The sequence below is a fragment of the Pseudomonas sp. genome (genome assembly GCF_046581935.1).
Taxonomy (GTDB): Bacteria; Pseudomonadota; Gammaproteobacteria; order Pseudomonadales; family Pseudomonadaceae; genus Aquipseudomonas.
The window spans coordinates 302,697-328,819 of the sequence record NZ_JAYGFK010000003.1 but is presented as its reverse complement, the minus strand read 5'-3'; the positions used below and the strand labels follow the sequence as shown (position 1 = coordinate 328,819).

General features: G+C 60.6%; 22 protein-coding genes and 1 riboswitch. Of the genes, 11 read left to right on the top strand and 11 right to left on the bottom strand.

Features of this window, described 5'->3' with window-relative positions; genetic code table 11:
- Nucleotides 1–57: 57 nt before the first annotated feature.
- The 4 genes from VCA57_RS03490 (at nucleotide 58) to cobN (ending at nucleotide 8,579) form a co-directional block, all read left to right on the top strand.
- On the top strand, nucleotides 58–2,430 hold the full coding sequence (locus tag VCA57_RS03490) for a TonB-dependent siderophore receptor (protein ID WP_411183568.1): 2,373 nt from the start codon (nucleotides 58–60) through the stop codon (nucleotides 2,428–2,430).
- Complete coding sequence (locus VCA57_RS03485) at nucleotides 2,427–3,281, top strand: alpha/beta hydrolase (RefSeq protein ID WP_411183567.1); 855 nt, start codon at nucleotides 2,427–2,429, stop codon at nucleotides 3,279–3,281. Before VCA57_RS03490 ends, VCA57_RS03485 begins: the two co-directional genes overlap by 4 nt.
- Nucleotides 3,282–3,398: 117 nt before the next feature.
- Nucleotides 3,399–3,584, top strand: a riboswitch (cobalamin riboswitch).
- A 100-nt stretch (nucleotides 3,585–3,684) separates the two neighbouring features.
- A complete protein-coding gene (gene cobW / locus VCA57_RS03480) occupies nucleotides 3,685–4,737 on the top strand; it encodes a cobalamin biosynthesis protein CobW (RefSeq protein ID WP_411183566.1) in 1,053 nt (350 codons plus the stop codon).
- 107 nt (nucleotides 4,738–4,844) lie between these two features.
- Complete coding sequence (gene cobN, locus VCA57_RS03475; RefSeq protein WP_411183565.1) at nucleotides 4,845–8,579, top strand: cobaltochelatase subunit CobN; 3,735 nt, start codon at nucleotides 4,845–4,847, stop codon at nucleotides 8,577–8,579.
- 189 nt (nucleotides 8,580–8,768) lie between these two features.
- Here the strand turns inward: cobN and VCA57_RS03470 are convergent, their stop codons facing one another.
- The 3 genes from VCA57_RS03470 to VCA57_RS03460 all read right to left on the bottom strand — a co-directional run bounded on the left by VCA57_RS03470 (nucleotide 8,769) and on the right by VCA57_RS03460 (nucleotide 11,145).
- The gene (locus VCA57_RS03470; protein ID WP_411183564.1) at nucleotides 8,769–9,857 is read right to left on the bottom strand and encodes a 3-deoxy-7-phosphoheptulonate synthase; all 1,089 of its coding nucleotides are present in this window, start codon (nucleotides 9,855–9,857) and stop codon (nucleotides 8,769–8,771) included.
- Nucleotides 9,858–10,136: 279 nt separating this feature from the next.
- Nucleotides 10,137–10,268, bottom strand: a complete 132-nt coding sequence (locus VCA57_RS03465) for a hypothetical protein (protein WP_411183563.1) — start codon at nucleotides 10,266–10,268, stop codon at nucleotides 10,137–10,139.
- 298 nt (nucleotides 10,269–10,566) lie between these two features.
- The gene (locus VCA57_RS03460) at nucleotides 10,567–11,145 is read right to left on the bottom strand and encodes a TIGR00730 family Rossman fold protein (protein WP_411183562.1); all 579 of its coding nucleotides are present in this window, start codon (nucleotides 11,143–11,145) and stop codon (nucleotides 10,567–10,569) included.
- Between the two features lie 106 nt (nucleotides 11,146–11,251).
- Between VCA57_RS03460 and VCA57_RS03455 the strand changes: the two genes are divergently transcribed.
- From VCA57_RS03455 to cobF, 3 genes are read left to right on the top strand one after another with little or no spacing between them, the layout of a single operon-like run.
- Nucleotides 11,252–12,277 carry an ATP-binding protein gene (locus tag VCA57_RS03455; protein WP_411183561.1) on the top strand — a complete coding sequence of 342 codons (1,026 nt, stop codon included), beginning with the start codon at nucleotides 11,252–11,254 and terminating at the stop codon, nucleotides 12,275–12,277.
- A gap of 2 nt (nucleotides 12,278–12,279) precedes the next feature.
- A complete protein-coding gene (locus VCA57_RS03450) occupies nucleotides 12,280–12,966 on the top strand; it encodes a vWA domain-containing protein (RefSeq protein ID WP_411183665.1) in 687 nt (228 codons plus the stop codon).
- Entirely contained in the window at nucleotides 12,963–13,739 is a 777-nt protein-coding gene (cobF, locus tag VCA57_RS03445; RefSeq protein ID WP_411183560.1) for a precorrin-6A synthase (deacetylating), read from the top strand. Before VCA57_RS03450 ends, cobF begins: the two co-directional genes overlap by 4 nt.
- Here the strand turns inward: cobF and VCA57_RS03440 are convergent.
- Both VCA57_RS03440 and abiEi read right to left on the bottom strand, forming a co-directional pair.
- Nucleotides 13,729–14,625 (bottom strand): nucleotidyl transferase AbiEii/AbiGii toxin family protein, encoded by an 897-nt coding sequence (locus VCA57_RS03440; RefSeq protein WP_411183559.1) that lies wholly within the window; start codon nucleotides 14,623–14,625, stop codon nucleotides 13,729–13,731. The genes cobF and VCA57_RS03440 overlap by 11 nt on opposite strands.
- Nucleotides 14,612–15,181 carry a type IV toxin-antitoxin system AbiEi family antitoxin gene (abiEi, locus tag VCA57_RS03435; RefSeq protein WP_411183558.1) on the bottom strand — a complete coding sequence of 190 codons (570 nt, stop codon included), beginning with the start codon at nucleotides 15,179–15,181 and terminating at the stop codon, nucleotides 14,612–14,614. The genes VCA57_RS03440 and abiEi overlap by 14 nt, the downstream gene beginning before the upstream one ends.
- Before the next feature lie 180 nt (nucleotides 15,182–15,361).
- On the opposite strand from abiEi, the gene VCA57_RS03430 reads away from it, so the two are divergent.
- On the top strand, nucleotides 15,362–16,489 hold the full coding sequence (locus VCA57_RS03430; protein WP_411183557.1) for a DUF3800 domain-containing protein: 1,128 nt from the start codon (nucleotides 15,362–15,364) through the stop codon (nucleotides 16,487–16,489).
- Nucleotides 16,490–16,674: 185 nt separating this feature from the next.
- Here the strand turns inward: VCA57_RS03430 and VCA57_RS03425 are convergent, their stop codons facing one another.
- The 4 genes from VCA57_RS03425 to VCA57_RS03410 all read right to left on the bottom strand — a co-directional run bounded on the left by VCA57_RS03425 (nucleotide 16,675) and on the right by VCA57_RS03410 (nucleotide 19,518).
- Nucleotides 16,675–17,118: a DUF2846 domain-containing protein gene (locus tag VCA57_RS03425; protein ID WP_411183556.1), complete on the bottom strand. Its 444-nt coding sequence runs from the start codon at nucleotides 17,116–17,118 to the stop codon at nucleotides 16,675–16,677.
- A 274-nt stretch (nucleotides 17,119–17,392) separates the two neighbouring features.
- The gene (locus VCA57_RS03420) at nucleotides 17,393–17,710 is read right to left on the bottom strand and encodes a hypothetical protein (RefSeq protein WP_411183555.1); all 318 of its coding nucleotides are present in this window, start codon (nucleotides 17,708–17,710) and stop codon (nucleotides 17,393–17,395) included.
- A 75-nt stretch (nucleotides 17,711–17,785) separates the two neighbouring features.
- A complete protein-coding gene (locus tag VCA57_RS03415) occupies nucleotides 17,786–18,478 on the bottom strand; it encodes a helix-turn-helix transcriptional regulator (RefSeq protein ID WP_411183554.1) in 693 nt (230 codons plus the stop codon).
- Between the two features lie 83 nt (nucleotides 18,479–18,561).
- Nucleotides 18,562–19,518 carry a helix-turn-helix transcriptional regulator gene (locus VCA57_RS03410; RefSeq protein ID WP_411183553.1) on the bottom strand — a complete coding sequence of 319 codons (957 nt, stop codon included), beginning with the start codon at nucleotides 19,516–19,518 and terminating at the stop codon, nucleotides 18,562–18,564.
- Nucleotides 19,519–19,666: 148 nt separating this feature from the next.
- Between VCA57_RS03410 and VCA57_RS03405 the strand changes: the two genes are divergently transcribed.
- The 3 genes from VCA57_RS03405 to VCA57_RS03395 are packed head-to-tail and all read left to right on the top strand — an operon-like array spanning nucleotide 19,667 to nucleotide 23,551.
- Nucleotides 19,667–20,056: a hypothetical protein gene (locus VCA57_RS03405; RefSeq protein ID WP_411183552.1), complete on the top strand. Its 390-nt coding sequence runs from the start codon at nucleotides 19,667–19,669 to the stop codon at nucleotides 20,054–20,056.
- On the top strand, nucleotides 20,040–21,269 hold the full coding sequence (locus VCA57_RS03400) for an MFS transporter (RefSeq protein ID WP_411183551.1): 1,230 nt from the start codon (nucleotides 20,040–20,042) through the stop codon (nucleotides 21,267–21,269). Before VCA57_RS03405 ends, VCA57_RS03400 begins: the two co-directional genes overlap by 17 nt.
- 23 nt (nucleotides 21,270–21,292) lie before the next feature.
- Nucleotides 21,293–23,551 carry a TonB-dependent receptor gene (locus VCA57_RS03395; protein WP_411183550.1) on the top strand — a complete coding sequence of 753 codons (2,259 nt, stop codon included), beginning with the start codon at nucleotides 21,293–21,295 and terminating at the stop codon, nucleotides 23,549–23,551.
- A 97-nt stretch (nucleotides 23,552–23,648) separates the two neighbouring features.
- Here VCA57_RS03395 and VCA57_RS03390 read toward each other — a convergent pair whose 3' ends face one another.
- Both VCA57_RS03390 and VCA57_RS03385 read right to left on the bottom strand, forming a co-directional pair.
- Entirely contained in the window at nucleotides 23,649–24,128 is a 480-nt protein-coding gene (locus tag VCA57_RS03390; protein ID WP_411183549.1) for a YegJ family protein, read from the bottom strand.
- A 208-nt stretch (nucleotides 24,129–24,336) separates the two neighbouring features.
- Nucleotides 24,337–25,911, bottom strand: a complete 1,575-nt coding sequence (locus tag VCA57_RS03385; RefSeq protein ID WP_411183548.1) for a diguanylate cyclase — start codon at nucleotides 25,909–25,911, stop codon at nucleotides 24,337–24,339.
- Nucleotides 25,912–26,123: the final 212 nt, after the last annotated feature.

Below are 26,123 nucleotides of genomic sequence, written 5' to 3'. Positions count from 1 at the left end.
GTCGGACTTCTTCGACTCATCCGGTTAGGGGATATCACTTCTTCAATGGATCCCTGTATGCGTTCTGTCAGACCCCTGCCGTTTTATTTTCAGCCGCGTATTTTGTCTGTTGCTGTCTGCCTGTCCCTGGCGCTACTCGGCGGGACGCTGAGCGTGTCGGTCCAGGCTGCTCAACCGGCCGCCACAGATGTTGCGCCGAGCGTTCCGGGCGGACCGCTGGAGCAGGCACTTAGTCTGTTTGCTGAGCGTGCGGGGATCATCCTGTCGTATTCCCCGGACATGGTTCGCGGCTTGAGCAGCCGTGGTTTGGCAGGGGGCGGCTCGCTGGAAGACGGGCTGGCGATGCTGTTAGGGGGCACGGGCTTGGTCGCCGAAAAGACCGCGTCCGGTTACGTGATCCGCCTGATCAAGGCTGATGACAGCTATCAGCTACAACCCATGACCATCAACGCGGCGATGACGCCGAGTGCATTCGCACCGGTGCCGGGTTATTTCGCCAGCAACGCCAGCAGCGCGACGAAAAGTGACAAGCCGATCCTTGAGACCGCCCAGAGCATCAGCGTGGTCACCGCCGAGCAGCTCGCCGACCGCAAAGTAGACCGGGTGGAAGATGCCGTTGCCTACAGCGCTGGTGTACGTGTGGGCAGTTCGGGGCTGGACCCACGCTTCGACAACATCAGCGTTCGCGGCTTTGACACCACCATGACCGCCGACTTCCTCGACGGCCTGCGCCAGCCGTACAACAGCTGGCTGTCGATCTACGGGACCGAGGCCTACACCCTGGAGCGCATCGAAGTGCTCAAGGGGCCTGCTTCGGTGCTCTACGGGCAGATCAGCCCCGGCGGCATGGTCAACCGGGTGACCAAACGGCCGAGCCTGCTGGCGAAGAACCAAGTCGAGATAGAAGCAGGTAACTACAACCATCAGCAGGGCAAGTTCGACATTGGCGGCAAGCTGGATGAAGACGGTGACGTGCTGTTCCGTACCGTAGGCGTATACCGCGACGCGGAGAACTACATCGAGCAGTTGAATAACGATGTACGCCTGCTTGCGCCTTCGCTGAGCTGGCAGATCGATCCTGACACCCACCTGACTCTGCTGGCGCAGTACCAGGAACGCGAAACGGCGGCTTCGCCGATGCTCTATCAGGACGGCGACCACCTCACCGACTTCTGGCAGGGCGACGAGTACTTCGACAAACTCAAACAGCGTCAGTGGACCTTCGGCTACGAGTTTGAGCACGCCTTCAACGAGACCTTCAGCCTGCAGCAGAACCTGCGTTACGGCCAACTGAACACCACCAACCAGTACTTGCAGCCCAATGGCACGATTACCGGCGGCGTCATGGAGCGCTATGCGGTGGGCGTGTACGAGGACATGGATTCACTGACCAGCGATACCCGTCTGGTCAGCCGTTTCGCCACCGGCAGGCTGCAACACACCTTGCTCAGCGGGGTCGACTATTCCTGGTTCGACAGCTCAGTGCTGTACGCCTGGGGGCCGGCACCCTCGATCGACATGAGCGCGCCGGACTACCACCAGCCCGTAACCAAGCCAAGCGATCCCCTGGCCGATCAGAACAGCCTCACCCACCGCGCCGGTGCATACCTGCAGGATCAGATCGAAATCGACCGCTGGCGTTTATCCGCCGGCCTGCGCCGCGACTGGGTGCATGTGCGCAGCGACGACAACCTTAGTGGGGTTAACAGTAAAACCAGCGACGCCGCCACCAGCGTGCAGTTCGGTGCGCTGTACCTGTTCGACAACGGCGTAGCGCCATACGCCAGCTATGCCGAATCATTCCTGCCGCAAAGCGGTCTCGATGCCAGTGGCAGCCCCTTCAAGCCGACTGAGGGCAAGCAGTACGAAATCGGCCTCAAGTATCAGCCGCCCGGCACCAGCGCTCTGCTGACCGCCTCGCTGTATCACCTGACGCAACAGAACGTAGTGACCCGCGATCCGGTTGACCCGCTTGCCAGCGTACAGACCGGCGAGCAGGTCTCGCGAGGACTGGAATTGGAGGCGGTGGCCGACCTCAGCGAGCGCCTGCACCTAAACGCCAGCTATAGCTACAACGACTCTGAGGTGAGTAAAAGCAACGACGGCAACGAAGGCAAGGACCCGCGAGACGTACCGCGCCACCTGGCCTCGGTGTGGCTGGACTATAAGCTGCCGTTTGGCCTCGGTTTCGGCGCGGGTGCCCGCTACACCGGCAGCGTTTACGGCGACACGATGAATACCGTGAAGAATGAGGACTACACCTTGGTCGATGCCGCCGTGCACTACGACTTCGCTGCCAGCCTGGATGGCGTGCGCATTGCCCTGAATGCACGCAACCTGTTCGACAAGCAGTACATCAACTGCCAGGAAGGCTACTGCTACCGTGGCGAGGCGCGCAGCCTGATCACCAGCCTGAGCTACAACTGGTGAGCGGCCTGAGCTGGCTGCGCAGCGCAGCACTCACGGTGGGCACTTTGCTGCTGGGCGGCCTCAGCGCCGCCCAGGCCGAGCCAGTGAGCCTGGACGGCACCGAGCTATGGGCGATGAAGAGTGCCGAGGGCCGCGACTATCGCATCATGATCAGCCTGCCGGAGGGTGATGTGCCCTATACCGGTGGTTATCCGGTGATCTACCTGCTTGATGGCAACGCCTATTTCCCGGCCTTCCACGCCGCCAAACGGGCGCAGAAGCGTTGGCGTGGTGTGGTTTTGGTGGCCATCGGTTACCCGAGCGATACCCCGCTGGACTTCGCCCGCCGCGCGTTCGACCTGTCGCCACCGCAGCCCCCCGAGCGCAATGAGCCGGCGCAAGGCGGCCAGGACCTGTTCCTCGACTTTATCGAGCAACGCTTGATGCCTCGGGTCAATCAGCGCTTCAAGGTCGATCAGGACCAACGCAGCCTGGTCGGGCATTCCTTTGGCGGCATGTTCGGCGTCTATGCGCTGTTCACTCGCCCAGCGTTGTTCCAGCATGTTGTGGCGATCAGCCCGAGCCTGTGGTGGCGCGACCGCTATCTGCTGGAGCACGAGCGCGCGTTTACCCAGCAGGCCCACGCCGGGCAGCTGGACCTGACTCACCGCAGCTTGACGATGTGGGTTGGCGACCGGGAAATGCCCCAGGAAATCCAGGACATGCGCGCCCTGCAGCGCCGCCTGGAAAACCTCTCGCAGTACGGGCTACGCAGCGACGTGCAGATCGAAGCGGGCGAGGATCACATGTCGATCCCATTCCGCGTCACCACGCGGGTGCTGGAAGAGTTGCTCACCACCAGACGTTTCTGAGCAGCGCAGCGCGTGGTGCGCTGCTAATCGATACGACGCTGTAGCCGCTATTGCTCAGCGTCGATCCCGCTTAGCTGGCAGCGGTCAGCCGCGATTGACCGGCAGCCATGGCCTGCGTAGCCTTGTCGCGTTCGAGGTTCTTTGCGGTGTTGCCGCGAAGCTAAGAGGGAACACGGCAAGCCGTGGCTGCCCCCGCAACTGTAAGCAGCGAGCGCATCGCCAATCGCCACTGGGCAACCGGGAAGGCCGGCCACGCGCCATGACCTGTGAGCCAGGAGACCTGCCTCGTTAACGCTTTCGACAACCGGGCGGGGTGATCCGGTGGTGTTGGCTGACGCCTTTGGCTGTCTGTCTGTGCCGCCTGCCTGCTCGTCTTTCTCTTCGATGCTATGCAGGGCCATCCATGAAAACGCTCGCCAAACTTCCCGTCACCATCGTCACCGGCTTTCTCGGTGCCGGTAAAACCACCTTGCTGCGCCACATGCTGGAAAACGCGGGCGGTCGGCGCATTGCGGTGATCGTCAACGAATTCGGCGAGCTGGGTATTGATGGCGAAATCCTCAAGCAGTGCTCCATCGGTTGCAGCGAAGAAGAAGCCAACGGCCGCGTCTTTGAGCTGGCCAACGGTTGCCTGTGCTGCACCGTGCAGGAAGAGTTCTTCCCGGTGATGCGCGAGCTGGTGGCGCGCCGTGGCGACCTCGACCATATCCTGATTGAAACCTCCGGCCTGGCCCTGCCCAAGCCGCTGGTGCAGGCCTTCAACTGGCCGGAAATCCGCAACGCCTGCACCGTTGATGCGGTGATCACCGTGGTCGACAGCCCGGCTGTGGCCGCTGGTACTTTCGCCGCGTTCCCTGATCAGGTCGATCAGCAGCGCAAACTCGACCCCAATCTGGACCACGAATCACCGCTGCATGAGCTGTTCGCCGACCAATTGGCCAGCGCTGACCTAGTCATCCTCAATAAAGCCGACCTGCTCGACGCCGATGCCCTGGCGGCGGTGCGCGCCGAAGTGGCGGAAGAGTTGCCGCCCGCAGTCAAAGTGATCGAAGCGCACAGCGGTTCGCTACCACTCAATGTGCTGCTGGGCCTGAACTGCGAAACCGAGCTGCACATCGAAGGCCGCAAGACCCACCATGACCTGGAAGGGCATGAAGAGCACGATCACGACGAGTTCGACTCGTTCCACGTGGAACTACCGGAGGCCGAGGAAGCACGCTTGCTGGGCGCATTGAAGGACGCAGTGGCCAAGCATGGCGTCCTGCGCATCAAGGGTTTCGCAGCGATTCCCGGCAAGCCGATGCGCTTGTTGCTGCAAGGTGTTGGTCAGCGTTTTGACAAGCACTTCGACCGCGCCTGGCAGGCCGACGAAGCGCGGGTCAGCCGTTTGATCGTGATTGGTCAGCAGCTTGATCAGGCCGCTATCACTGCTGAATTGCAGGCGGCATTGGCCTGAGCCGATTGTGGGAGGGGCTGGGCGGCACCCCGCTTTAGCCGCGCAAGGTCCTATCAAGCTCGCGGCTTAAGCGGTTCGCCGCGGCCCCTCTCACAGGTAAATTCCCCATGCATCTAATCCGCACCCAGCCCGGCAGCCAAGTACCGGTCGACAGCATCGCCGACCTCGGCCAGACCCCGGCCGAGCTGGTGATTCTCTGCACCGGCGATTCGCAGTTGTCGTTGTTGGCTGAGGTGGCGCGGCAGTTACCCGAGGATTACCCGAGTCTGCGTCTGGCCAGCCCGGCGCAGTTGAGCAATAACGCCTCGGTGGACCTTTACGTCGAGCAGGTGCTGCAACACGCCAAGGTCATCCTGATTGCCGTGCACGGCGGCGTCAGTTACTGGCGTTACGGCATCGAGCGTTTGGTTGCGTTGGCCGAGCGCGGTGCGTGGGTGATCATGGTGCCCGGCTGCGACAACCCCGACCCTGAGCTGATGGGCTTGAGCAATGTGCCCCAGGCTGACGCCGAGCGGCTCTGGCAGTTCCTCCGTCAGGGCGGCGCGCAGAATGCGCAGCAGCTATTCAATTGCATCGCCAGCAACTGGTTGCAGCGTGACTATGCCTGGATTGAACCGCAGCCGTTGCCGCGTGTGGGCCTCTATCACCCGCAGCAGGCCAGCGCGGTTTTGGCCGACTGGCAGGCCGATTGGCAAGCGGCTGCGCCAGTGGTGGCGCTGCTGTTTTATCGCACCCAAGTGCAGGCGGCGAACACCGGCTTTATCGATGTGTTCTGTAAGCGCTTGCAGGCTCAGGGCCTCAATCCGCTGCCGATTGCCGTGGCCAGCCTCAAGGAGGCCGCCTGCCTGGCCCAGGTCGAAACCTGGCTGGATGAGACAGGCGCTGCGCTGATCATCAACACCACCGCGTTCGCCTTGTCCAACCCGGAAGCACCGAGTGCGCGGCCTTTCCGCCGCGATATCCCGGTGCTGCAAGCCATTTGCTCGCTGGATAACCATGAGCAGTGGTACGCCAGCGCCCAGGGCCTTGGCTCGCGCGACCTGGCCATGCATGTCGTGCTGCCCGAGCTGGACGGCCGCCTGATCACCCAGCCGATCAGCTTCAAAGGCCTGGCCTGGCGCAGTGAGCGCAGCCAGAGCGATGTGGTGTGTTATCAGCCGCATTTAGCGGGGATGGATTTTGTCGCTGAGCTGGCGCGCAACTGGATCGCCCTGGCCGACAAGGCCAACGCCGACAAGCGCATCGCCCTGGTGCTGGCCAACTACCCGACACGCGACGGGCGCATCGGCAATGGCGTCGGCCTGGATACCCCGGCGGCGGCGCTGAATATCCTCCAGGCCATGCAGCAGCAGGGTTATCCGGTCGACGCGCTGCCAGCCACTGGCACCGCACTGATCCACCAGTTGCTTGGCGGCGTGACCAACGATCTCGACACCCTCGACCTGCGGCCCTGCGCGCAAAGCCTGGCGCTGGATGATTACCTAGCGTTCTTCCACAGCCTGCCGCAAGCCAACCAGCAGGCGGTGCGCGAGCGCTGGGGCGAGCCGCAAAGCGACCCGATGTTCCGCAGTGGCCGGTTGATGATTGCCGGCCTGCGCTTCGGCCTGAGCTTTGTCGGCATCCAGCCGGCGCGCGGTTATCAGCTGGATGCGGCGGCTGTGTATCACGACCCGGATCTGGTGCCAACCCACGGTTATCTGGCGTTTTATTGCTGGATTCGTAGGGTATTTGCGGCGAACGCCGTCATCCACGTCGGTAAACACGGCAATCTGGAATGGCTGCCGGGCAAGAGCGTGGGCCTGTCCGAGCAGTGCTGGCCGAGCGCGATTCTCGGCCCGCTGCCGAATATCTACCCGTTTATCGTCAACGATCCGGGCGAGGGCGCGCAGGCCAAGCGGCGTACTCAGGCGGTGATCATCGACCACCTGATGCCGCCGCTGACCCGCGCCGAAAGCTACGGCCCGTTGCGCGATTTGGAGCGTCTGGCCGACGAATATTACGAGGCCAGCCAGCTCGATCTGCGCCGCGCCGCCGAACTGCGTGGCGAGATTCTGTTCAAGGTCCGCGAGGCCAGCCTGGACCGCGAACTGGGCCTGCAACTTAACGAAGATCCCAATAGCTGGCTGCCGCAGCTTGATGCCTATTTATGCGATTTGAAGGAATCGCAGATCCGCGACGGCCTGCATGTATTCGGCGAGTCACCGGCTGGCACCCTGCGCCGCGACACCTTGCTGGCGCTGCTGCGCATTCCCCGTGGCGATGGCAAGGGCGGCAATGCCAGCCTGCTGCGCGCCTTGGCCAGCGATCTGCAATTGGCCTTCGACCCCCTTGACTGCGACATGGCTGCGCCCTGGCAAGGCCCGCGCCCGCCTGTGCTGGCAGAGCTGAGCGATGAGGCCTGGCGCAGTGCTGGAGATACCCGCGAGCGGTTGGAGCTGTTGGCCCTGCGCCTGATTGATACCGCCGATGGCGAAGCCGTGGGGGTGCAAAGTAGTCAGGTGCTGCAGCGTTTGCGTGAGCAGATTGCGCCACTGCTGGATGCCTGCGGCGCGGCCGAAATGCACGGCCTGTTATCGGCGCTGGATGGGCGCTTTGTCCCGGCCGGGCCGAGTGGCGCGCCGAGTCGCGGCCGGCTGGATGTACTGCCCACTGGGCGCAATTTCTACAGCGTGGATGTACGCAACTTGCCGACGCCGACCGCCTGGCGCATCGGCGTACAAGCGGCGGATCGGCTGCTTGAACGGCATTTGCAGGATCACGGCGACCACCTGCGCCAGCTCGGCCTGTCGATGTGGGGCACGGCGACCATGCGCACCGGCGGCGATGACATGGCCCAGGCTTTGGCGCTGATGGGCGTGCGCCCGGTGTGGCAGGCCGGCAGCCAACGGGTTGAACGCTTCGAGGTGCTGCCGTTGACGCAACTCGGTCGCCCGCGCGTGGACGTGACCTTGCGCGTGTCCGGCTTCTTCCGCGATGCCTTTAGTAACCTGATCCGCCTGTTCGATGATGCCGTGCAGGCGGTGGTTGATCTCGATGAGCCGGAGGACATGAACCCGCTGTCGGCGCGGGTCTGGCGTGAATCCCTGACCCTGCAGGACAGCGGCCTGGACGAAGCCGAGGCGCGCAAGCAAGCCGGCTGGCGAGTGTTCGGCTCCAAGCCGGGGGCCTATGGCGCGGGCGTGCAGAACGCCATCGAAGAACGTCTGTGGCAAACCCGCGAGGACCTCGCCGAGGTCTATCTGAACTGGGGCGGCTACGCCTACGGCAAACACAGCGAAGGCACCCCGGCGCGGGTGCAGTTCGCCGAGCGCCTGGAGCAGATGGAGGCGGTGCTGCACAACCAGGACAACCGCGAACACGACATCCTCGACTCCAACGACTACTACCAGTTTCAGGGCGGCATGCTCGCGGCGGTGGAAACCCTGCGCGGAGCCAAGGTGGCCAGCTATCACGGTGACAACAGCCAGCCCGATAACCCGCGCATCCGCACCCTCAAGGAAGAGCTCAACCGCGTGGTGCGCGCCCGCGCGGCCAACCCCAAGTGGATCGAAGGCATGAAGCGCCACGGCTACAAAGGCGCGTTCGAGCTGGCCGCAACCATCGACTACCTGTTCGCCTTCGACGCCACCAGCGAGCTGGTCGACGACCACCAATACGCGCTGCTCACCGATGCCTACTTACTCGACAAAAACACCCGCGACTTTATCCAGCAGCACAACCCCGGCGCCCTGCAAGACATCATCGAACGCCTGCTTGAAGCCCAGCAACGCGGCCTCTGGCAAGAGCCGGGCGAGTACCGCGAGACGCTGGAAAACCTGCTGATTGATAGCGAAGAGTCTTAAAAACCTCGCGGCTAAAGCCCCTCCCACAGGTAACACTTGTCGTCGTGGGAGGGGCTTTAGCCGCGAACCGGTTGGTTGGAAACAGTTGGTAGCCTGGGTTGAGCATCGCGATACCCGGGACATTTCCTTTCCCTCGGGTGTCGCTGCGCTCGACCCGGGCTACGGTGTCGGTTGATCGTGAGGCGAGGCTTACACCAAATGCCGCATGCGCACGGCGGCATCAATCAACATACGTTCGGTGCCGTCCCAGCCCAGGCAAGCATCGGTAATCGACACGCCGTAGCGCAGCTCGTCGCCGAGGCTTTGCGCGCCATCGAACAGGTGGCTTTCGATCATCACCGCGCGCAGGGCACCGTCACCGGCCAGGCGCTGATCGAGCACGCTGCGCAGCACCTCGGGCTGGCGCAATGGGTCTTTGCCGCTGTTGGCGTGGCTGCAGTCGACCATGATCCGTGGCGTGATGCCTTGGCGCTGCAGCTCGGCACGCGCCGTGGCGATGCTGGCGGCGTCGTAGTTCGGCGCACCATGGCCACCGCGTAGCACCAGGTGGGTGTCCGGGTTGCCCTGAGTCTGCACCAGCGCCGGATGGCCGTGACCATCGACGCCGAAGTGCTGGTGGGCATGCGCCGCCGAGCGCATGGCGTCGCAGGCGATACCAAGGCTGCCATCGGTGCCGTTCTTGAAGCCCACTGGCATCTCCAGGCCGCTGACCAGCTCGCGGTGCACCTGGGATTCGCTGGTGCGTGCGCCAATTGCTGCCCAGCCGAGCAGGTCGTCGAAGTAGCCAGCCACCAGCGGTTGCAGAATCTCACTGGCCAGCGGCAGACCCAGCTCCAGCAGGCGCAGCATCAGCTGCCGCGAGCGGCGCAGGCCTGCGGCCATATCGCCGCTGCCATCCAGCGCCGGGTCGTAGACCAAGCCCTTCCAGCCCACCGTGGTGCGCGGTTTTTCGACGTAGGCGCGCATCACCAGCAGCAGGCGATCGCCCACCCGTTGGTTAAGGGCGGCCAGGCGCTCGGCGTATTCGAGTACGGCGGCATCGTCGTGCAGGGAGCAGGGGCCGACCACCACCAGCAGGCGCGGGTCGTGACCATCGAGAATCGCGCGGATCGACTGGCGCTGTTGCTGCACCTGGCGCGCGAGGGCGGCAGAGAGGGGCAGCTCTTCGCGCAACTGGCTGGCGCTGGGCAGAGGCGAGGTGTGGCGACGGGCCGCTGTGGTGACCAGATGTAGGTCGACGGCTTTAGGGCTTGGGTTGGTGTTAATGGCTACGGACATGCTGATTTCCTCGGCCGGCGCGGACGTTACCGCGCGCGGCGTTCTAACTGGGGCGATGGGGTGTTCGTTTGAGTGGGTGGGCGGCACTGCCGCCGGTAAATCGCCAGTCGTAGCGGTAATAGGTTTGGTAGGTGATGCAGTTGATGTAGGCGGTCATGCTGAAATCCTCTGTGCAAATGTGTGTGTCGGAAAAAACAAAACCCCCGGTCGGGAGGCCGACCGGGGGTTTCGAGAAACTGTCTGGTGGCGACCCTGAGTTACTAGGCCGCCTGTGGGGTATCAGGCGCGCCTATGGCTAAACCAATACCCAAAATAATAAGAAGTCGCCGCCATCACGGATGCCTGGGCACGCGCGATGACGATGCAGGCTGCATCGAGGCGTGTGCTGTTCAGGATCAGGGATGTGGACATGGAAAACTCCGTTGAATGCGCTCGACGTTAATCCAGGGCGTGGGGCGATTGCAAGTCTTGCAGGCGCTTTATGATCTGCTAGGTGTCGCTGTAGACATTCACCTGACGATTCGCGTTGAACGACAAATTAGGCCTGCGGCCCCGGATTACGCCTATGGCTAATCCAGGCTACGTTCGGGCAGGCCCCGGGGACGCAGAGCATCCCTGGAGGCATTCCCACGCGGAGCGTGAGGAACGATGTACCTCTATCGCTTTGTTGCGTCTTATCGAGCATCGCTTGGCTCGTGCTCACTAGGTTTCAGGTTCCCTCTTTACCGATCCACTTACCCACCGTCGGCGCTTCATAGCTGTCGATAGCTGTCAGCAGGGCGTCGATGTCCTGTTCAACGATTAGCATCTGGCGATGCGGCGCCTTGACGAAGGCTTCGTCGACCATGTGATCGAGGAAGGCGCTGAGGCGGTCGTAGTAGCCGTTGATATTCAGTAGTGCGCAGGGTTTGCGGTGGTGGCCCAGTTGCGCCCAGGTCCACACCTCGAAGAGTTCTTCCAGCGTGCCGACGCCGCCGGGCAGGGCGATGAAGCCATCGGACAACTCGGCCATCAGCGCCTTGCGCTGGTGCATGGAATCGACGATGCGCAGGTCTTCAAGGCCAGTGTGGGCCACTTCCTTTTCCCACAGCGCGCGCGGGATCACGCCGATCACTTCGCCACCGGCCGCGAGCGCCGCATTGGCCACCGCGCCCATCAGGCCAACGGATGCGCCGCCATAGACCAGGCCGATGCCGGCGTTGGCGAGCGCTTGGCCGAGGCGGGTAGCGGCCTCGATATAGACAGGATTACTGCCCGCATTGGATCCGCAAAAAATACATAGCCGCACTAGAACTCTCCCTGGATGGCACGAAGCCGCCGACCATAGCAGAACAGCGCAGTGGGTTTCGACGGCCCGCTGTTACAATGCCGGCTTTGCCCAGCCGGATTGCGCCATGACCGATACCGTCCATTTCCCTCTCGCCGCCGTGGTCGGCGCGGACGACCTGAAACTGGCGCTGTGCCTGGCGGCGATTGATCCGGCGATTGGCGGCGTGCTGATCGAAGGGCCGCGCGGCATGGCCAAGTCGACCCTGGCCCGTGGCCTGGCCGACCTGCTGGCCAGCGGCACCTTTGTCACCCTGCCATTGGGCGCGAGTGAGGAGCGTATCGTCGGCACCTTGGATCTGGACGCCGCGCTGGGCGAGGGCCGCGCGCAGTTCAGCCCTGGTCTGTTGGCCAAGGCCAATGGCGGCGTGTTGTACGTCGATGAGGTCAACCTGCTGCCCGATCATCTGGTCGACTTGCTGCTGGATGCCGCCGCCAGCGGGGTCAACCATATTGAGCGCGACGGCATCTCCCATCGGCACGCCGCGCGCTTTGTGTTGATCGGCACCATGAACGCCGAGGAAGGCGAGCTGCGCCCGCAACTGCTCGACCGCTTCGGCCTGAATCTGGCTCTGGACGCCCAGCCGCAACCGGCGCAGCGTGCCGAAATCGTCCGCCGCCGACTGGCCTTTGATGCCGACTCGCAGGCTTTTCTGCAGCGCTGGCAGGTGCAACAAAACGAGCTGCGCGAGCGTTGTCAGAGCGCTCGCCAGCGCCTATCGGTTATTCCGCTAGATGACGCCGCGTTGGAGCAAATCAGCCAACGCTGCTTTGCTGCTGCGGTCGATGGTTTGCGTGCTGATCTGGTCTGGCTGCGCGCTGCTCGGGCGCATGCCGCCTGGCGTGGCGTCGAGCAGATTGCCGCCGAGGATATCGATGCAGTGGCAGACTTCGTTCTGCGCCACCGTCGTCGGCAGAATCCGCCGCCTGCCGCACAACCTCCGCAGCCTCAGCCCGAATCTCAGCCAAACAAAAGCGCCCCCAGCGAACAGCCACAAGCGCCGCAAGGCGAAGGCCAGTGGGGCGAATTACCCGCCCAAGTGCAAAACCTCGGCGTCCGGCGTGAACCGCCACGCTGGACAAAAAAGCCCTAGGCATCCGCCCGCGCACAGCCCCAGGCGCGGATGCCCGGGCCGCTCCCGGCAGACTCGGCGATGGTCGCAACGGTGCCAGTCGCAGTGGCACTGCGGGGCGTATCGACTGGCCATCAACGCTGCTCAAGGGGCGTCCACGAGCCCGGCAAGATTTGCTCCTGCGTCCACGCAGCAGCAAACCCGCTGAACTCTGGCTGGTGATCGTCGATGCCTCGGCTTCGACCCGCCGCCATGGCGCGCTGAGCAAGGCCAAGGGCTTGCTCAGTGAAGTGTTCGAGCAGGCCCGCCGCCAACGTGCGCGATTGGCGTTGCTGCATGCCACCGGCCGCCAGGCGCAGTGGCTGTGGCCGGGCCAGAAAGCCTCCCAGGCCTTGCAACAATGGCTTGCCGAGTTGGGTGCCGGCGGTGGCACGCCGTTGCTCACCGCCGTGCAGCAGGCCGCCGACTGGCAGGCGCGGCGTCAGCGGTTACACCCGGGCGAAACGCAGCGTTTGTTGATCATCACCGATGGCCGTTTGCGTGACTGGCCGGCGTTAGCGCCAAGTGCCTGCCCGGCGCTGCTGGTGGATATCGAAAGCGCACCGATCCGCCTCGGCCGTGCCCGCCAACTGGCCGCCGAACTGGGCGCAGACTACCGACATATCGATTCGCTGCCGACACTGGCCGGCAGCCTGGAGACAACCCCATGAAAACCCTTCTGATCATCGGCATCGGTGCCGGCGACCCGGACTACCTGACCGTGCAGGCGATCAACGCCCTCAACCGCACGGACGTGTTCTTCCTGATGGATAAAGGCAGCGCCAAGGACAGCCTGATCGGCCTGCGCAAAACCATCTGCGAACGCTTTATCCAGGGCCGCGACTACCGCTTTGCCAGCGCCGAGTGCCCGGAGCGGGTGCGTGATGTGCCGGACTATCGCGGCAGCGTGGTCGATCTCAATCAGGACAAGCAGCAGGTGTTCGAAGGCATGATCCGCGAGCAGATGGTCGACGGCGAAACCGGGGCTTTTCTGGTCTGGGGCGACCCGGCGCTGTACGACAGCACCCTGCGCATCATCGAGCGGATCGTGGCCAACAGCAGCGAGCAGATTGCCTACGAAGTCGTTCCCGGCATCACCAGCCTGCAAGCCCTGGCGGCCAAGCATAAGGTCTGCTTCAACAGCATCGGCCAAGCCTTCCAAATCACCCCGGCGCGCCGCCTGGCCGAAGGCGGCTTTCCCGAAGGCGTGGACAGCGTGCTGGTCATGCTCGACGCCCAGGACACCTACCAACGCTTTGTCGACCAGCCCATGCACATCTACTGGGGTGCCTATATCGGCACCCCGGACGAAGTGTTGATCGCCGGCCCGCTAAGCGAGGTTGCCGAGACTATCCGCACCCGTCGTGCGCAGCTGCGCGAGCAGCATGGGTGGATTATGGATAGCTACTTGCTGCGCAGAAACGACAAGGGGCTTACATCATAAAATCGTTCGAATCGGCCTGTGGCTTGAGGCTGTTTTCGGCACGGCGCATCAACAGTGGAATCTCGGCGATCAAGTAATCCCAGAACTTATCGTTACTCACCGTTTGCGCCACGAGTTGCGCCGGCAAAAAGCGCTGCATTTCATTGCGAAAATCCAGTTTCACCTGCGGGTCGTCAGTTAACGCGGCTGCGCGTTGCGCGGCCTTTTGCAGAAAGTCCTGCAGCGCTACCTTGTGATCCCTGAGCTTGTTGGGGATCAACTGCAACGCCGGCTCGATCTTCTGCTGTTTCAACCACAGTAAATCCCAGAGGTCGCGGCTTTTGATCCGCCCGCGTCTCAAGGCAAATGCCAAAATCTTGTCCACATAGATCTCCTCAAGCGCTTCTGCATTGAGGATCAGGCCCTGGGTGCCCATGTCCACGCCATAGGGGTTGAGTAGCGTTTTGGGCACGCTGATATAGCTCGGAATGGCGCAGACATCGATATGGATGCGCTGAGCAGGCAGGTGCTGCGCATCAGGTCGGGTCTGCACACGCAGCTTCCAGGTGTCGACGTTGCCCGACTCTTTGCTCGGCTCGCTAACGTCTACATGCAGGCCGTACTTCGCCTGTAACTTGCCAATCAGGGTCGATTTCAGCTGGGCCAAGTCATTTCGGTTAAAGTCAGCGCCGCCGGTGAAGTCGAGGTCTTCGCTCAGGCGGTTAGAGCCGTAGCACGCCCGCAGGCAGGTGCCGCCGATAAAGCACAGTTTTTCCAGCAGGCCGGCCTCGCTCAGCGCCAGCATGATGTCGTGGTGCAGCAGCTCCTTTTCCACCACCACGCGCAGGTTCGCCAACTCGGCGTTTTGACTGATGGCCTGGTCTACCAACTGGTCAAACAAGCTCATTGGCGATGCTCCAATCAATCAGGTCGAGGTTCCTTTTAGCGGTCTTCATATCGCGAATGGCCAGCGCCGGCTTGGCTCGCCACATCCGGCATTTGCTGTCGTAGCTGAGCTGATCGGCCAACACCTCGGCTTTTTGTGTGGTGTGAACAAACTCCAGGGTGCCCCACTGGCCGCAGCTGATCTGGCTGCTGCGCCCCGACGACATCAGGGTGATCCAGTTCATCGGCACCTGCGAGATGATGCCGGCGTCGCTCAACGCGGTTTCCAGACTGATGTAATTGAACTCATGCGCCCGCAGCCGCGCCGCCGCATGAAACAGCAGCAGACCGGAGCTGGGTTTTGCGGGTTTGTAGAAGTAGAGCCCACGGCAAATGCGTTCCAGCTTGCCTTCCTTGGCGGCGCGGCTAAGCAGCGTTCGGTAGGCCTGCGCAGAAATATCCGGCACCAGGGCGCGCATATCTGAGGGCGTAAACAGATAACGCGCAGGGCCCGCCAACGCGTCCAGGCCTTGATAAAGGCGGCGTATGGGTTGCGCGGCTTCGCGGGGCTGGCTCATCAGGGTCACTCAACAGAAAGTGACGGTAAGTGTAACTTAGTGTTGAGTAAATGCCAGGTTTAGCTGAGCGTTTTTCTACTTGAATGGATTATTGCTAGCAAGGTCTGCTCATCATTAGCTGTTCAAGCTACTGGCTTTCTAGTGTAGTGTTTTTGGAATTAAAAATAATTGAGGGTATGTATGCATTTTTACGTAGATGAAAGTGGGCAAACAGGATTGAATTTGTTTGATGAAAACCAGCCTACTCTATTTTATGGAGTGCTTTCATCAAGGTTTGATCTAGATGTTGTCGCGAAGCCTTATGTTGAGAAGCTTAGAGAAATTTTAAAGGTTGACCGACTTCATGCTGCAGAGCTTGGCAACGGTCAGCTTGTGAAGATTGCAGATAAACTTGATGTCGTAGCAAAGAGGAATGAATTGACTTTTGATATTTATAAAATACAAAAAGCGGATCATGCAGCGATATCATTTTTTGACCAGGTTTTTGATAGCGGTATGAATAAAGCAATTCCTTTTACGTCCTACTGGAGTCCTTTAAGGTACTTGCTTCTTATTCAAATGGTTAGATTGTTTGATGAGGGAACTTTAAGGCGCGCATGGAATGCAAGAATTTCTATTAATAAAGATTTTGCGAATAAAGAATTAGCTGAAATTTGCAGCATTTTGCTGGAACGCTCCGATGAGATTGTAGACCCAAGAGCGCGTGAATTAATTTCTGACGGGTTGCGATGGGCTGCGGCGTATCCAGCTGAAATCGACTACAACGTATCCGATAAAAAAGAGAAGCTACAAATATCGCCAAACCTCATTGGGTTTCAGTCAGTGCTTCATGGGATTTCTGCCCGTCTTAAAGAGAGACGTAGCGAAGCTGTTCGAATAGTAGTGGATAGGCAGTCAGAATTTAATTCCGCTCAAGAATATATAAATAATTTCTATCGCGAAGCAAAAGGAGTGCCTTGGGTTACTGGGCCGGGAATGCCTGTAATGGATACAGATAATATTCCTGATATCCCAATAACCTGCACACCTGGGGATAAAAGTGTTGGTCTTGAACTTGTGGATGTATATCTTTGGATGTTTAAAAGAAAATTGGAGGGGAAGTCGGTTGCTGAGAAACTTTATCCAGTAATTAATCGCATGTTGGAGCGTGGGAGGACTGACGAAGTTTCAATCATTGGCTTGGAGGCGCGCTGGTTTCCTTATTTCAATAACTTACCGCCAATTACAAAAAAAGAAGAGGACGCTGGTAGGGTGTTGCGGGACGAACAAGAGGTGGTTAGAAAGAAATATTTAGATGGTCTTTCATAATTAAAAATAGGTTGAGGGCTTACAAGCTCGTAGCTACCAGTCCATCATCTGTGAACCGTCAAACCCTTGATGGCGATTACAGGTTCAGCCAGCTTGCCCCGCCGTTAAACATACCCAAAGCGGTTACCCATAAGATTGGTTGTTTGCACCAGCCTTACAGGTAACGCGGCGTTGGGCTGTAGCGCTTACTTCGCCAGCTCGCACTTTTGCAGGTGTGCTTGAGCGGTGGCTTCGGGGATGATTTCCAGTTTGGCCCCACCCACGAATACGCCCATCTTGATGGACTGACGCACGTAGTGGTTCTGCCCAGCGACGGCCATCAGGTTGATGCTGTTGTCGCTGAACTCTGACTCGGTGGCGAGCACGTGGTTACCCGGGCTGATAAGGCGGTAAAAGTACGTGCGGTTGGCCGTCTCGCCAATCACTTCGCCATCGATCTTGAGGGTCTTTTTCAGCCCCTGGCCGGCGAAGCTGTCGCGGTAGATATACAGGCCAGCTTGGTCCGCCGGTGGTGCGGCGAAGGTCTTCAGTGTGGCGTCGGCTGCTGGGGTGTCCATCGGTACGGACGCGCAACCAGAGAGCACAGCAATGCCGAGTGCGGCGATAAACAGCTTGAAGCGGTTTTGCATGGGAAATCCTTTTCAGGGTCAGTGTGTATAGGGTTCTAGAGCACGGCCTAGAGGCCGGCGCGGCGCGATTATGTCAGATAGCCATCATTGTTTGCGATGGCCCTGTGTTGCCTGCGAATGGCCCGTTGCTCTGATGGGGATCACAGGCTCCACCTGCGCGGTCTGCCCCCATCCTACGTTCCGTACACGTGCGGATAACGTCGCGGTATATCTGAAGAGGTTTTAGGCGAGGAGATGCGCGCCTGCCGCAAAGCGTGCAGTAACGTGCAGCGTTTTAGTCATCTGCTGCAGGCTGCTCGGGGCTGAAGTGGCCCATAAAGACCAAGCTGTCGATGGCATCTATATAGGCGGCAAAGCGTGGATCGCCTTCGGCGAAGGCCCGAGCCACTGCCTCGGCGTTGGCTAGGCAGTCCCACTTGGCCAGGTCGGCAAAGTGTTTGTCTGCGTTCAGAGGGCTATAGCCGCAGAACTCCAGCAAGCCTGGAAAGCTTTTCAGCGTTTCGCGCAGTCCGGCGCGCAGTGCCGGTATATCACCCTGGAAACCGTCTTTGACGGTGAAAATGGCTACTTCCAGAACGTGGTCATTTAGCATGGTGGCACTCCAATTGATTGCTGTGTGAGTGCGCAGCATGCCAGTGACTACTGACAACGTACTGTCAGTGGCTATTCAGGTTATTTGTCGCCAGGCCTCGATTTGCTGGCGCATATAGGCGTCTAAATTGACCTCGACTGGCGCAGCGCCCGGCTCGTTCGGTTCGGTCAATGCGCTGATGCGGTCCAGGCGAAAGTCTCGATAGGCCTTACGTACGGTGCACCAGCTACCGACCGTCCATTTACCGCCCCAGTAGAACAAACCGATGGGATAAATCAGGCGTTGTGAGGGGCTGTTGTCGAGGCTGAGGTAGCTGAGAAGGAGAGGGCTTTTCTGGCGAATCGCCAGGTGCAGACGGTCCCAGTGGCGTAGGTCATGGCCGCTGGGCGCTTCACTCAGGGCGCGTAATGCGGCACTGCTTGGGCTCAGGCTATGCGACGGCAACACCGCACCTATCTTGCTAAGCAGTGAGCGGGCTGCAGCCGCCAGTGCGACCCCGGTGGACTTTGAGAGCATTTCCACGCCAAGCATCAAGGCGGCAATTTCATCCTGGTTGAGGGTTAGCGGCGCTAGCTCGAAGTCCGTCTGCAGGGAGTAACCACGGCCGGGTTCGCCATACAGCGGTATGCCACTCAACGACAGGTCATCGATATAGCGGTAGATGCTGCGCACTGACACGCCGATGCGTTGTGCAAGCTGTTCGGCAGTGATCGGCTGGTGGGCGCGTATGAGGTTTACTAATTGAAACAGGCGCTCGGCTTTGCGCATCGCACGGTTTCGCTTCGAGGAGGGAGACGGACGGCCGCATCATAAATCCTGCGGCGATGGATAACTATGCCGCGTATATACCCTCAGCCTCTGCGCGCCTGTGATGGCGGAAAGCCGTATTGGCGTTTGAAGGCGCTGCTGAAGCTGCTGATGTGTTGGTAGCCGGCCAGGTTGGCGGCGTCGTCGATTGATAAGCCTTGTTGGCGGATGGCTTGGTAGGCCTGCTCCAGGCGTTGCCGGCGCAGGTAGGCGGCGATGGTGATGCCGTTGCGGGCGCGGAAGCCGTTTTGCAGGTCGACGGGGTTGGTGCCGAGTTGTTTGGCCATCTGGGCGATGCTGAGGTGGTTGGCTTCGCCGCTGTCGAGCCAGTCTTTCAGGCGTAAGAGGCGGCGTTGAAGATGGCTATCGAGGCGTTTTTCGGCGGGTTGGTCGATGCTGCGCAGGATGTCACTGGCCAGGTCGAGCGCGAAGCTCTCGCGTTGCAGGCGCTGCAGCAGTGGTGGCTGGTCGGCGTCTTGGGCGAGCAACTGCTGCGCACGCTGGAAGGTTTCTGCTGAGGGTTGCCAGGCCAGGTGTTGCCAGTGGCTGCGGCTTAAGCGCTGCAGGTTGTCACTGCGTAATTGGCTGCTGAAGGCGAAGCGCTGCAGCCAGTCCGGCGTCAGGCTCAGGCAGATTTTGGTTTCTTGGCGGCCGCTCAGCCAGTGGCGCTGGAACTGGTCGGCGTCTGTCAGGTTGAGCAGCATGGCGCGCTGGCCACTGTGCCGCGCGTCGAAGTGCAGGCGCTGGCGCGGCAAGCTGACCTCGGCCTCGCCGTGCAGCAGAAAGGCGGCGGTAATGCCCGGTGCCAGGCGGTTGTGGCTGCTGGCGTCGACTAAATCGCGGCTGTGGCTGAGGTACAACACCAGGCCATCGTGCAGCGTCTGCACGTGCTGCTCGCCGTCGAGTACGGGCAGTTCTCCGGGTAACTCGTGCGCAAAGTGCAGGTTGCCACCCAAACCGTGGGCTACATCGCTTAACTGACCGCAAGTGAAGACTGTCATGGGGGTGTACCCGGTGGAGAAGTTTCGTCGCGGCTAATTTTTCCTTTTTTTTGCCTAAGCGAGCAACTCTATTCGGAATTATTCTCATGTGAGATGTTTTTGCAGCCGTTAGCGCTGTGTCATGACTGCTCACGGGGATCGCCGAACAATGGGTTTGCTTATCACGGAAACGGCGGTTGTTGAGGCCGTTTTCCATGACGCTGTGGATGCCGCAGAGATTCGTCATTGGTTGGCGCGCATCGAGTGTTTGATCGAACAACGCCAGCCGTTCTTTTTTATTTCCAGCACGCGTGTCGGCGCTGGGTTCGCTGAGGATTATCGGGCCATCCAAGGCGCTTGGTACAAGCAGCACAAGGCTATTTTTCGCGAGACATGCCGGGGGCTGGTGCGCATTGCCAGCGATAGCGAGGAGCAGGCGCGACTGGATACGCCAGCGTTGCATGCGGCTTGGGGCGTGCCTTATTTCGTCACGTTGGATCGGGCACACGGCTATCAATGGATCGCCGAACGGATGGTGAGTTATGCAACGGCCGTTTGAGCAGGTGCCGGTGACCCGGCTGGGGCTGGCGGTGATTGTGGCGCTTTACCTGGCCCATGCCTTGCCGCTGTATTTCTACAACGTGGCCATGCCGGCCATTCTGCGTAGCCAGGGTGTGGACTTGCGTTGGATTGGCATGCTGTCGCTGCTCTATGTGCCGTGGGCTTTCAAGTTTCTCTGGGCACCGTTGGTTGACCGCCATTATGTGAATCGCCTCGGCCGCCGTCGTACCTGGCTGTGGCTAACGCAGGCGGCGTTGGTGCTGGGCATTGTGGTGCTGGCGCTGACGGGTTTGGAGCATGGCCTGCTGCTGTTTGTGTTGGTCGGGCTGTGGATTTCCACCTTCGCTGCTACCCAGGACATTGCCATCGACGGTTATACCGTGGAGTCGCTGGCACCCGCTGAACATCGCCTCGGCAGCATGGCGCAAAGCATTGGCGTAGGGCTGGGCAGCATGCTTGGCGGCGCTGGGGTGCTGTGGCTGTACCAAGTGGTGGGCTGGCAGAGCGCGCTGCTGACGTTGGCCGGGTTAACCGCGCTGACCATGTTGGCGGTGGCGCGGGTTGATGATCGTCACTCCGCCGCTGCCACGGCGGCGACACCTGGCTTTATCGCCACCTTCAAACGCCGTGAGGTGCGCTGGACGCTGCTGCTGATTTTGGTTTATCGGCTGGTGGAGGCACCGGCCATGGCCATGCTCACGCCGCTGCTGGTGGATCGGCAGTGGTCGCTGACACAGATTGGCCTGCTGATGTCAGTGGCTGGGGCCAGTGTCGGTTTACTTGCGGCGGTGTTGGCTGCGCGCCTGCTGCAGCGGCAGACGCCTGCCAGCTTGCTGCTGCGCGCGGGTTGGCTGCGCAGCCTGGCTTACCTGCTGATCGCCGGGTTGCTATTGAGCGGCCTGGCAGACGGCTCGCCGCTGTGGCTGGGGGCGATGGTGCTGGTGCTCCTGGCTATCCGCTACCTGGCGATGACCAGTCTCTACGCGCTGTTTATGCAGTTGTGCTCGCGGCAACAGGCCGGTACGGACTTCACCGTGCTGGTGTGCATCGAGCTGCTGGTGTTCTTCGTCGGCGGGTCGCTATCGGGCTTTCTCGCCAAGAGTCTGGGCTACGACGCCTATTACCTGCTGCTGGGCGGCTTGTCGGTGCTCAGCGTTGTGCTTTGTAAACCCATTGTTCGGCTTATCCAGGCTGAGTCCGGTCACCGTTAACCTAGATTTTCCAGGGGGAAACCATGCGGCATCTTTCGGCATCCATCCAACTCGCGCTGCTCAGCTTGGCGGTGAGTGGTTCGCTCTATGCGCAGAGTGAAGACGACAGCGCTACTCAGGTTAAAGACCTGGGACAGATGGTGGTCACGGCCACCCGCTCACCCAAGAGCATCGCGGAGATCGCCGGTACGGTGTACAGCATTGAGCGCGAGCAAGTGGCTCAGCAAGCGTCGGCGGGGCGCTCAACGGCCGACATCCTCGGCCAACTGGTGCCGTCGCTGGCACCGAGCAGCGGCACTACCAGCAACTACGGCATGACCATGCGTGGCCGCGCTGTGCAGGTGATGATCGACGGCGTCCCGCTGACCGGCTCGCGGGACGGGTCGCGCCAGCTCAATAGCATCAGCCCGGCGATGATCGAGCGCATCGAGGTGGTCTCCGGTGCTACCAGCATCTACGGCGGGGGTGCCACAGGCGGCCTGATCAATATCATCACGCGTAACGCAGACGACGAGAAAACCGACTTCAGCAGTCGCATTGGCCTGCGTACGCCAGGCAAAGCTGCGCGTGACGCCATGGCCTACGAGGCCGCGCAGACTGCCGCCTTCCATCAGGGCGACTTCAGCGGCTTTGCCGGGTTGAGCTACACCAAGCAGGGCGAGATCCGCGACAGCCAAGGCGCGCGTATCGGCCCGGAAATCTCCCAGACCGACCGTCAGGACACCACCAGCTTCGACTTCAACGGCCGCCTGACCTGGCATCTGGACGACGTTCAACAAGTGAGCGCTGGGGTGCGTTATTACGATGATGAACAGGACAGCGACTACGGCCCGGATTACGGCCCTAATCTAAACGTCCTGCTCAACGGTGCCGATTCCAGCCACAAGGCCGTGGATGGCCTGCAGCTCGACGACCAGCCGCGCACCCGCCACTACGGCGCCAATGTGCAGTACCTCAATCGCGATCTGCTGGGTGGCCAGCAATTGACCGCCGAAGCCTACTACCGCAAGGAAAAGTCGCGCTGGTTCCCCTTTGCCAGCGCCGTGACCAACTCGGCGTTGCCGGGCGGTGCTGCTTACGTGGCGATGCAGTCGAGCACCGACATCGACGTCTGGGGTGTACGCACCGCCTTGCAGAAAGGCTTCGAGCTGGCCGGGCGCGACCTGCAACTGAGCTATGGCCTCGACTACGAGCGCGAGCAGGATCGTCAGGACGGCCAGTTCTACGACTTCACCACGTTCTTCACCAGCAACGGCCTGGACTACCGCGAAACCTACAGCTCCTCGATGGGCCCGGACGTGGAAGTGAGCAAGACCGGCGCGTTCCTGCAGGGCGACTACCAGCTTACCGAGCGCCTGAGCCTGCAGGCCGGCGTACGGCGCGAGACCATCCGTAACCAGGTCGACGACTCGATTCCCTATAGCGAGGCCGTCACCGCCGCCAGCGTGGCCGGCTACCAGGCACAGACCCTAGCCGGTGGCAGCGTGCGCCACAGCGAAACCCTGTTCAACCTGGGCGCGGTGTACAAGCTGACGGATGCCCAGCAATTGTTCGCCAACTTCTCCCAAGGCTTCAGCCTGCCGGATACCCAGCGCATGCTGCGCGATGTGCCTGCCACGTTCCAGGTCGATAGCAGCAGCATCGATTCGATCAAGGTCGACAACTACGAACTGGGCTGGCGCACCAGCGCTGCTAGCGGTCTGAGCGCCGGTCTTACGGCCTTCTACAACACTTCCGACAAGGTGGTGCAGTTCAACCGTGATTACAGCGTTTCGGTAGCCGACACCGACGAGCGGGTGTGGGGCGCCGAAGGCAACCTGCAGTTCCCCGTTGCCGACGGCTGGACGCTGGGTGGCACCCTGGCCTACACCCGTGGCCAATACAAGGATGCTGCTGGTGATTGGCGCGAGCTAAACGCCTACCGGGTGTCGCCGTTGAAGGCCACTGTGTTCAGCGACTGGGACTTCCATCAGGGCTATGGCGTGCGTTTGCAGGCCTTGACCGTGGGCGGTAGCGACCGCGCCTACGACGATGCTCAGTCCGCTGCGGTAAGTTCGACCATCCGTGCTACGGCGGCGGCAAAAATCCAGGGCTATACCGTGGTGGACCTGATTGCCCGCGCGCCTTGGTTCGGCGGCGAGGTCGGTTTTGGCATCTATAACTTGGCTAATCGTGACTACAAAACGGTTTACAGCCAGCAGGCCGAAGCCACCTACGGCAAACCCTCCAGCCTGTCAGCCGCTGGCCGCACCTTCGCCCTTAATTACTCGGTGGAATATTGATCGGCGGTGCAACTGAGCAGCGCTGCTGCGGCCGCTAAGTGGCCGGTCTGATTAAGCGCGAAAGCCGAAGCCGTGCAGGCTTCGGCTTTCGCGCTTATCAGCAGTCAAAACCGTGTTGGCTGCGGTAGTACTCCACCTGCTCCGGCGGCATTTCTTTAAACAGTGCGCAGATGGTGAAGCTGCCGACCTGGCGGCCGTTTTTCAGGTAGCCCCAGTCGGTGATCTGTTCACGGGTAAAGCGCAGTTGCTGGCCCCAGACGACGCTTTTGACGATGCGCGGCTCGTTGGCCACTTCGCCGATAAAGCCTTGCTCAAGCGGGCGGAAGTGGGTGATCCAGAAGGTTTCTATGCCGTTGCTGTCTTCGGCCATGACCTGCACTTTGAAGTCGCGGGTATTGGCCGGCGGCTTGGCGGCCAGGGCGAGAAAGTCGGTCAGGCCAGCTTGTGCCTGGCGCACGGCCGCTGAGACTGCCGGGCTTTGCCGGTCGGAGGTGACCACTTCATTGCTGTCGCGCGCGGTGGCGTGAAACGCGGTTAGGCCTAAGGCTAGCAGTGGGGCGATAAGGATGGGGCGCATGCGGAGTCCTTTCGTAGTGGCCGGTTGATCTTAGCTGCTTAGCAAGCAGGGTGCCTGAGGTGCTTCGCAGCCAGCCTTACGTCCCTTACAGCCTGTCTAACGAGGGGAGCCATCCCGGCGCACTCTCTGCAACGTGCTTAACTTGCCGGCCTCCTACGCCTAGAGCACTTGTGCCGTGCAGCCATGCGTACTAACCGGCTACAACTGTTTAGGCGTTTTGCGCGGTCTGTTTGGCGATACGTGTTTGATTTCGACCGGCGCCTTTGGCTGTGTAAAGCTGTTCGTCGGCGAGTTTGAATACGTTTTTCAGGGCGTCCGCGTGTTCGGGCCAGAGCGCGATGCCGATCGATACGGTGATATGGCCGATGCCTTCAATTGGCGTATTGGCGACCTGTAGGCGCAAGCGCTCTGCTACTTGAACGGCTGTATCGGCATTTGCGTTGGGCAATAGCAGGGCGAATTCTTCGCCGCCCATTCGACAAAGAAGGTCGCCTGTTCTTGAGCAGGTGCGCATCAAATCGGACAGCCAGAGCAGTACCTTATCGCCGGCATCGTGGCCATGTGTGTCATTAACACGCTTGAAATGGTCGATATCCAGCAGCACGAGGGCAAATGGACGGCGCTCGGTCTCCCACAATTCCAGCATTTGCTCCAGACCACGACGGTTATACAGCGCCGTCATGGGGTCGGTCTGCACATCGCGGTGCAGCTTGCCGATACGCTCATGCAGCAGGTTGACGCCAATCAATAGGGCGCGCTTCAGCTCGGTAGACTCTTGGTACCAGGTGTGCACGGTATCAATCCGCGAGTCAGATTGATGGTCACCCATTTTCCTCGCGCCCAGTGCCAGCTCGCGTAGAGGCCGGCTGATTATCTTTGAGTACCACCAAATCAACAGCAGGCTAACGATTGCCAGGGGCGCGGTGTTGATGATCAGGTTGCGCATCTGTTCATTAAGGCTCTGCAGCACGAGGTCGGTTTGCTTCTGGGTCACGATTACCCAACTGGCCGAGGCAACTGTCGAAAAGCCGCTCAACATGTCGATGCCATCACTGTCGACGAAGCGCCTCGGGCTGTTGTGTTGAGTGGACACATCATCGCTAATCACACTGCCGATACGCTCCGGATTCGGGTGGTAGAGCAGGCGCTTGTTGCTATCGACGACATAGAGCTGTGAGCCGTCCTGGTAGTAGTGGTCACCAAGAAGCTTGTCGAGGATGCTGCGTTCTTTGAGGTAGATGCTGCCGCCCAGGTAGCCGAGGTACGTGCCATCAGGATCAAAGATCGGCTGTGAGATGAACACCAGCAACCTGTTGGTGGTGGACAGGAAAGGTTTGGAGATTAACGGACGTTTCTCGGACAGGGCTTGTTGTGCGCTTTCTGAGGTTAATTGTCTGTTACGAATGTTCAGTGCTTCTGGCGAGGTGGCCAGCACCTTGCCTTCGGCATTAACCACCACCACGGAGTTGAAGCTATTGGCCTGTAAGCGCAGGCGGTTGCTTTCGTTGAGGAGGTAATCGTAGTTGGTAAAGTGCTGGCCAAGTTGCTTGGCGCTGTAGGCGAGTTGCTGCTGGGCATCGTCTAGATAAAGCCCGACGCTGGAAGCAAGCTTTGCCGAGTAGGCCTGGTTAGCCGCTAAGGTGGTGTCGATCAGCGTTTGCCGTTGAACCCGATAACTGGCGTAGAAGCTGTTGGCCAGGGTGATCAGATAAACCAGCAGGGCCAAGGTGACGATGAGGCCACGCAGGTTCCATTGCAGGTTGGGAACAAATCGGCTTAACAAGAGGGTCCGTCCTATGGTGTCTATTTTTCGTCGGGCGCTACTTTGCCACTAGCGCCAATATGGTGGCGACATTTTTATGCCTCTTGGTTGAATCAATTTTTAGCACTTGTGCGTAAGGCTCTCTCAGGGCGCTTGTGGCAATGGGCCAGCGTTTGGTTCATTTAGCACCTCGGTGCTGGGCGGCCCACTGCCGTTTGATGATCAAAAAACCT

Bases quoted from the DNA above. Each gene is read 5' to 3' on its own strand.
- VCA57_RS03400 (WP_411183551.1), top strand. From the start codon at position 20,040: ATGCAACGGCCGTTTGAGCAGGTGCCGGTGACCCGGCTGGGGCTGGCG.
- abiEi (WP_411183558.1), bottom strand. From the start codon at position 15,181: ATGAGCCAGCCCCGCGAAGCCGCGCAACCCATACGCCGCCTTTATCAA.
- VCA57_RS03430 (WP_411183557.1), top strand. From the start codon at position 15,362: ATGCATTTTTACGTAGATGAAAGTGGGCAAACAGGATTGAATTTGTTT.
- VCA57_RS03410 (WP_411183553.1), bottom strand. From the start codon at position 19,518: ATGACAGTCTTCACTTGCGGTCAGTTAAGCGATGTAGCCCACGGTTTG.
- VCA57_RS03455 (WP_411183561.1), top strand. From the start codon at position 11,252: ATGACCGATACCGTCCATTTCCCTCTCGCCGCCGTGGTCGGCGCGGAC.
- VCA57_RS03490 (WP_411183568.1), top strand. From the start codon at position 58: ATGCGTTCTGTCAGACCCCTGCCGTTTTATTTTCAGCCGCGTATTTTG.
- VCA57_RS03420 (WP_411183555.1), bottom strand. From the start codon at position 17,710: ATGCTAAATGACCACGTTCTGGAAGTAGCCATTTTCACCGTCAAAGAC.
- VCA57_RS03390 (WP_411183549.1), bottom strand. From the start codon at position 24,128: ATGCGCCCCATCCTTATCGCCCCACTGCTAGCCTTAGGCCTAACCGCG.
- VCA57_RS03465 (WP_411183563.1), bottom strand. From the start codon at position 10,268: ATGTCCACATCCCTGATCCTGAACAGCACACGCCTCGATGCAGCCTGC.
- VCA57_RS03405 (WP_411183552.1), top strand. From the start codon at position 19,667: ATGGGTTTGCTTATCACGGAAACGGCGGTTGTTGAGGCCGTTTTCCAT.
- VCA57_RS03470 (WP_411183564.1), bottom strand. From the start codon at position 9,857: ATGTCCGTAGCCATTAACACCAACCCAAGCCCTAAAGCCGTCGACCTA.
- cobN (WP_411183565.1), top strand. From the start codon at position 4,845: ATGCATCTAATCCGCACCCAGCCCGGCAGCCAAGTACCGGTCGACAGC.
- VCA57_RS03395 (WP_411183550.1), top strand. From the start codon at position 21,293: ATGCGGCATCTTTCGGCATCCATCCAACTCGCGCTGCTCAGCTTGGCG.
- VCA57_RS03415 (WP_411183554.1), bottom strand. From the start codon at position 18,478: ATGCGCAAAGCCGAGCGCCTGTTTCAATTAGTAAACCTCATACGCGCC.
- VCA57_RS03440 (WP_411183559.1), bottom strand. From the start codon at position 14,625: ATGAGCTTGTTTGACCAGTTGGTAGACCAGGCCATCAGTCAAAACGCC.
- VCA57_RS03425 (WP_411183556.1), bottom strand. From the start codon at position 17,118: ATGCAAAACCGCTTCAAGCTGTTTATCGCCGCACTCGGCATTGCTGTG.
- cobF (WP_411183560.1), top strand. From the start codon at position 12,963: ATGAAAACCCTTCTGATCATCGGCATCGGTGCCGGCGACCCGGACTAC.
- cobW (WP_411183566.1), top strand. From the start codon at position 3,685: ATGAAAACGCTCGCCAAACTTCCCGTCACCATCGTCACCGGCTTTCTC.